This window comes from Domibacillus indicus (assembly GCF_023715895.1).
Taxonomy (GTDB): domain Bacteria; phylum Bacillota; class Bacilli; order Bacillales; family Domibacillaceae; genus Domibacillus; species Domibacillus indicus_A.
Window position 1 is genome coordinate 48,235 of record NZ_JAMBOO010000028.1, and the last position, 6,118, is coordinate 54,352.

At 40.1% G+C, this 6,118-nt stretch carries 6 protein-coding genes and 1 pseudogene; 6 read left to right on the forward strand and 1 reads right to left on the reverse strand.

Annotated features, from left to right (window positions below; translation table 11 throughout):
* The first annotated feature begins 3 nt into the window (after window positions 1-3).
* Together M3221_RS22255 and M3221_RS22260 are read left to right on the forward strand one after the other, a co-directional pair.
* Complete coding sequence (locus M3221_RS22255; RefSeq protein ID WP_251273849.1) at window positions 4-219, forward strand: hypothetical protein; 216 nt, start codon at window positions 4-6, stop codon at window positions 217-219.
* 108 nt (window positions 220-327) lie between these two features.
* Window positions 328-816, forward strand: coding sequence for a hypothetical protein (locus M3221_RS22260; protein WP_251273850.1), 489 nt, complete (start codon window positions 328-330; stop codon window positions 814-816).
* 108 nt (window positions 817-924) lie between these two features.
* On the opposite strand, the gene tnpB is transcribed toward M3221_RS22260, so the two are convergent.
* Window positions 925-2,139, reverse strand: a complete 1,215-nt coding sequence (gene tnpB, locus M3221_RS22265; protein WP_251273852.1) for an IS200/IS605 family element RNA-guided endonuclease TnpB — start codon at window positions 2,137-2,139, stop codon at window positions 925-927.
* 829 nt (window positions 2,140-2,968) lie between these two features.
* On the opposite strand from tnpB, the gene M3221_RS22270 reads away from it, so the two are divergent.
* The 4 genes and pseudogenes from M3221_RS22270 to M3221_RS22285 all read left to right on the forward strand — a co-directional run.
* Window positions 2,969-3,277, forward strand: coding sequence for a phage holin family protein (locus M3221_RS22270; RefSeq protein WP_251273854.1), 309 nt, complete (start codon window positions 2,969-2,971; stop codon window positions 3,275-3,277).
* Window positions 3,274-3,708, forward strand: coding sequence for a peptidoglycan-binding protein (locus M3221_RS22275; protein WP_251273856.1), 435 nt, complete (start codon window positions 3,274-3,276; stop codon window positions 3,706-3,708). Before M3221_RS22270 ends, M3221_RS22275 begins: the two co-directional genes overlap by 4 nt.
* Window positions 3,709-3,715: 7 nt before the next feature.
* Entirely contained in the window at window positions 3,716-4,138 is a 423-nt protein-coding gene (locus tag M3221_RS22280) for an SPOR domain-containing protein (protein WP_251273857.1), read from the forward strand.
* Between the two features lie 420 nt (window positions 4,139-4,558).
* Window positions 4,559-5,314 (forward strand): annotated as a pseudogene (locus M3221_RS22285) (DUF421 domain-containing protein); the annotation flags it as partial.
* Window positions 5,315-6,118 lie beyond the last annotated feature (804 nt).

Genomic DNA, 6,118 nt, shown 5'->3' on the forward strand with positions numbered 1-6,118 from the left:
GAAATGCAATTTGCGATTCAATGGATGGTGTCGGGGCGGAATCCTGAGGCACGGCGTGGAGCAGATCGGACAGGGACTTATACGTTAGATCCGAAGCTAATTGAGGCGGTTGTGCCAAAATTACTTGGGATTACTAAATCTTCTGTACAGACATACTTAGAACGAGCGGAGCGGAAAATTGAAAACCAGAAGAGAAGAAGTCTTTTTCTTGTTTCTTAACATACAATTTTATAGATAATTTATTTGATAAATATTGTTTTATTTTCAAGAAAATAGAAGAATAATTTCAAAAATTGTCGAAATTAAAAGTAAGAGGGGGGAATTTGAATGGATTTCAAAAAAATTAGACAGATTGAAGATTTAAAAGAAGAATTAAGTGATTTGAAGCAAAAAAATAAAGAGTTATTTAAAAAAAATATAGAACCAAAAGCAGTTGAATTAACAAAGGAATTCATTGAAGAATTAGTTGAATTTTTTAAAGAACAAGATTTTAAAGTTAATAAAACCAATGATGGAATAACTGCAAAGTATAAAAATCATGGATTTTTAATTAGAAGACAAGAGAATAATATAAGTATTGAAGAAAATGGACAACAAAAATGGTCTATTTACGCAAGCTATAATCACTTTACCCATAGTGGCTATGGACTTCCTGATGGTGAAGCAGATCGAGAAATTATAAGGCTACAAAAAGAGATTGAAGCTGCTATGCGTAATACAGAAAATTATGAAAACCCATTTGTTTACCTTACAATAAGAGCAGATGGTAGAAGGTTTGCAAATCCTAAAGATGTAATAGATCAATTATTCAATTGAACTACCACCCACTTACCTGACGGTTGAAGTGGGGGATTCCTGGGCAAGGGGATCTTCGACCCCCAGTAATCAGGCTAACCCCGTATTCCAACGGTTTTATGACCAAGCTTAACTAGACTGAAGTGAAAGAAGTCGAAGGGCTTCTTTTTTAATATTCAAGCTCGCATTCAGGTCCCGGTCGTGATGTACGCCGCAGGAAGGACACTCCCACACCCGTACAGCGAGATTTTTTACATCCTTATGCTGATGCCCGCATCTTGAGCAGAGCTGGCTTGATGGGAAGAACGGATCGACTTTTATGATCGTCCGTCCGTACCACTTCGCTTTGTAAGCGAGCATTTCGTTGAACCTCGACCATGACACATCGTGAATCCCCTTGCTTAGCTTTTTGTTTTGGACGAGATTCTTCACTGACAAATTCTCCACTGCGATCACTTGGTTTTCATGAACGAGCCTGGTCGTCAGCTTGTGAAGAAAATCTTCTCTTGTGTGTTTGATTTTTTCGTGCAGTTTAGCAATCTGGGCTTTATTTTTTCCCCACGATTTCGAACCTTCTTTTTTACGTGCAAACGCACGCTGAAGAAAGGCTAATCGCTTTTCGTATTTTTGATAGTATTTCGGGTTGGCAATGGATTCACCGTTGGAGAGCACGGCAAACTCTTTTAATCCCAGATCAATGCCAACGGCATCGTTGGTGCTTGGTTTGTACGGGGAATAAGGCATCTCGCAAATGACCGAAATAGAATACCGGCCGGTACTGCTGCGGCGCACCGTGACACGCTTAATGTCGCCTTCGATGTTTCGGGACTTGGAAAAACGAATCCAGCCGAGTTTCGGCAGCTGAATGCGGTTGTCTGTAATTTTAATATTATTGTTTGTCATTTTGGTCGTATAGCTCTGGACTGGGTTTTTCTTACTTTTGAATGTCGGATGGCCTTTAAAATCATACGCCGTTGGCGTATAGCCTTCTGCACATTTTTTAGCGGCTCGCTTTTTCAATTCTTTTTTTGGCTGATCCTTATATTTTTTGAATCCTTCGTACTGATATTCGATGCTTGCCTGAAGAGCAATACTGTCAGAAACAGACAACCATTTGAACGTTTCTTTTAGCCCAGGAAGGAGCTTTTTAGCGGCTGTTTCTGTATACCGTTTTTTTGTTTTTTCGAAACTCTTGATGTTTTCATTTAATATATAATTGTAGACAAACCGGCAGCAGCCGATCGTTTGGTTAATCAGTTGTTTTTGCTCGTCACTTGGATGGATTTTAAACCGAAAGGCTTTAAAATGAAGGTTCTTTGTTTCATCTGTTTTGGTTTTCATCATTTTCCCCACCCCTGAACGTTTGTTCTATACCTAATTATACCATTTTAGCAATAGTGCGTTCAAGGAAAAAGAATGACTGAAAGAGCAGCGATTCATCCCCCACTTAGCAAGCTTGAAGTGGGGGTGTTCTCACCGAAGATGATAAAATTAATCCTCTGAAGTGCACCCCAATTGTTAGACACCATCTAACAATTGGAGGTGTATTTTTTATGGTTAGGTTTTCAATAGAAGACAAAATGAACGCCGTACGGCGTTATGAATCAGGACCAGAAGGCGTTAAGCAAGAAATTGAATATAAGTAAAGATAAATTAGAAGTTATACGTATGACATGAATTTAATTTCGTTTTTTATAAGCACCCAAAAGGTGCTTTTTCTTTGTTCCAAAACAAACGGCGAAGGAAATCCGATTCGTGTGTATGACGTCCTTTCCGGTTCGAGCTCCTAGACGCAGCTGGGTACGTTACCGGCTGCTGTAGTTAGTTATATGACTTTATCTAGCGGCGAGTTAGGGCTTAATCTAGCGGATAATGAAGTCTATTCAATGACTAACAACTCGTTTATAATAGGCGACTTCCAAACCGGGGCGTTGAAAAAAGTGTCGGATTATATGCATACAAAAACAATGCAAGGGGCTTTTTCATCAAAGGTAAATACCTAAAATACTTATATCAATCTTCAGCCCCCGGACCGCTTTCTATGCAACTGGTTTTAGGCGGCGTGACGATTAAATAAAAAGCATAGCAAGATAAGTGTCGCCTCCGGGCGGCATTTTTTTATAGAGAAAATATTCTGCAGGGGGTCATCTCACTGGAAGGAGCTGACAACAAAATGGAGGGATTTCATGTGTTAGTCCGTGGCGAAGGTTTAGAGATAGTAAAAATTTATTTGTTTGGCGGCACTCAATTTATTGATTTGCTGCTTTTAATGATGGTCTGTGACATTGTGACAGGCATCATGTGCGCCTGGAAAGAAGGGCGTCTGCGCAGCCGTACAGCGTTATATGGATATGCCAGGAAAGTGGGCGTGTTCATCGTGATTATTGCAGCCAATATTGCAGACCAGGTGCTGGGCTTAGATGGCGCATTAGCAAAAGGGACCGTCCTTTTCTATATTTCCAAGGCGCTTCAAAAACCTTGAAAAGTTTTCACTTAACGGGACAAGCTTTGGATTTCGTCCCAATCCAAGATGGCAAGGCACAATGGGCTAAAGCGGCTTATGGTAAATTCCCTTTTTACGCGGCGATTCAATATGCTGAGAAGCTGGGCTTTGAATCCGGGTACCGCTGGGGCTGGGATGCTCCTCACCTGCAATACAATTACAAAGGTTACGGCACTGATAAGGCACTGACTATAGCACCTGCACCGCCGATCAACGTCATGAGCAAAGAAGAAATTCTTGCCCTGCAGGAAAAGCTCACAAAGCTGGGCTTGGATACAAACGGCGTCGATGGTATTTATGGCAAAGGCACAACAAATGCCGTCAGGATCTTGCAGCGCCGTACCGGCTTAACGATCGATCGATGGTGTAGCAGGAGAAGTAACCCTGGCCAAGATCGACGAGCTGCTTAAAAAGAAATTGCTTGTCGGAACGCCAGGCGTATTCCGTGTCTATATAGGCACATTCGGATTTCCAGAAGCGGCAGAAAAAGCAGCGAAAGAGATCGGCTTCAATGCCTTCAAGGGAGAAAACGACACACGGGTATATACGGGTATGTTTACGTCGCTCGAGTCTGCAGAAGAAGCGCGGGGGCTCTTATTGCTGTTGAACATGGCTACAACCCAAAAATCAAATTATATAGCAAGAGTGCATAACAAAAAGCCTTGGAACCGTTGCATGTGCGTCCAGGGCTTCTTTTTTATTCATCACCTTGCTGCAGTGCCTCTTAAAGCTCAGTTATTAATGCGCGCAGCTCCTTCAAATTCTGAAGTTAGTCAGGAAAAAGACAGTATTCAATTTATCAAAATAGATCATATTACAAGTGAAAGGTTACACGTCTAAAGACATTAATAATGAATTTATTAGCATTTAAAACACTAAGAACCATCAAAGAACATACGGATGGAAAGTAGTGCAGCAATTTTAAGTAATGAAGGGAAGTACTTAACGCTGGTTCAGTAGGCGTATCAGGCAATTCAGTAGTAAAGGAAAACAAAAAGACCTATTGTTAGGAATTGCATAGATAACGTTTGTCCTCGGTGGCTGGACCTGCTTGGTCGAGGAGGCTATTCAGTTTAAAAGGTGTAGAAGCCAGTTTATCGAACTGAGAGCACGAACGCAGAGTAAGAAAGCGAAGCGTACAAGCATGAAACGATGATTAAAGTCAGTAAAATGATAACCGATTTGAAGAGACGAGTTGGAGGACCAGAGCAGGAAGAAATTCACTTTAAAGTGCAATTCTTTTGTAGGAGGTGTAAAGCAGTGCCAGAGTGGTTAGAAATCGCGGTGCGTAGCCTAATGTATTTAATAGTTCTTTTTGTGGCGACAAAAATACTGGGCAAAAAACAAATCTTCCAGTTGTCTTTTTTTGAATATGTTTCAGGTATTATGATCGGAGACATTGCGTCAGAAGTGATAATGGGACTTGAGGGACCCGCTATACATGGAATCCTGGCAATTGCTGTTGTTACAGTCATCTTCTTTTTAGCTGAGGTACTCTCGTTAAAGAGCAAAAAATTCCGTGATTTTATGGAAGGAAAAGGAACTATTTTTATTGAAGATGGAAAGATCATGGAAGAGAATCTAAAAAAGGAACGATACACAGCAGATGAATTGCTGGAATTACTTCGACAAAAAAATGTCTTTCAAGTAGCGGATGTAGAATTTGCCGTGTTAGAAGCATCTAGTGATTTAAGCGTATTGCTTAAAAAAGAAAATAAGCCTCTAACCGCAAAGGACTTGGGTATCAAATTAGCTCCAGCTAAAGAGCCAAAGACAGTCATTATGGACGGAAAAATACTCGATGTGCCGCTGTCAGCCATGAATTTAAACAGAGGATGGTTAAAAACAGAGTTAGACAAGCAGGGAGTTACTATTAATGATGTCTTTCTTGGACAGGTGGATTCTAACAAGCAGTTAACAGTGGATCTGTTTGATGATAAACGCAAGGTCCCGACTTCTCAGTAAAAATCTTAGCTGCTTGCCACAATGAAAAAATGCCAAGCAGATTTAAAGTTAATCAAGGTATACATTACTTGACCTGGTTAAGCATATCTTGTATTGTACAAAGGCGATTAGCCTACCTCTATACTTTCCCGCTAATATATACATTTAATTGAGCAACCGCTTCGTTGAAGGTGATTGCTTTTTTTGTGCGTTCTGCACGATCATTTATATTTATATCGCTTGAGTCTGCAGAAGGAGAATGGGCGTTTATTGCAGTGAACATAAGCTATAATCCAAAAATCAAATCGTACAGTGCATAAAAAAACAAAAAGTCTGGTTAAGTTAAAAACAGGATATGAGTAAACGAAACACCTTTTGAAATAGGAATAACACCCAGATCAAAGTGCCTTAAATTACTTAAATGACTAACGGCAAACAAATCAAGCAGCTTAGATAAGAAGCCATATACTGATTAAGACAATGGTTTAGCATGCCTCCGAATTTCTCTTTATCCTTGCTTGAGTGGCCTGTAATTTATGGCTGCTCTTTTTCATTTAGCAGCCGTTACATATGCTGACTTTTTTAAACATAAGTTTTTCTTACAAAGGTGAATTAGAGAACCTTTGGTCCCCATATATTTAATTGTGCAATCACTTGGTTCAAAGTGATTGCTTTTTTGTTTGCATTCCGAGTGACTAGTGTCTTTTGCATCTCTTGAATCTGCGGAAAAGCACAGGCAGTTATTCATCTTGAACAAAAAATTAGCGCCGCATTCCCCTTCAAAATCTCCGATTTAGTGGGGGTTAGGCGCTAAGGTCTTTATTCTCCTTGTTCTTCTATATATTCTTTATTACATCGATTGCCGATTCTTACTTA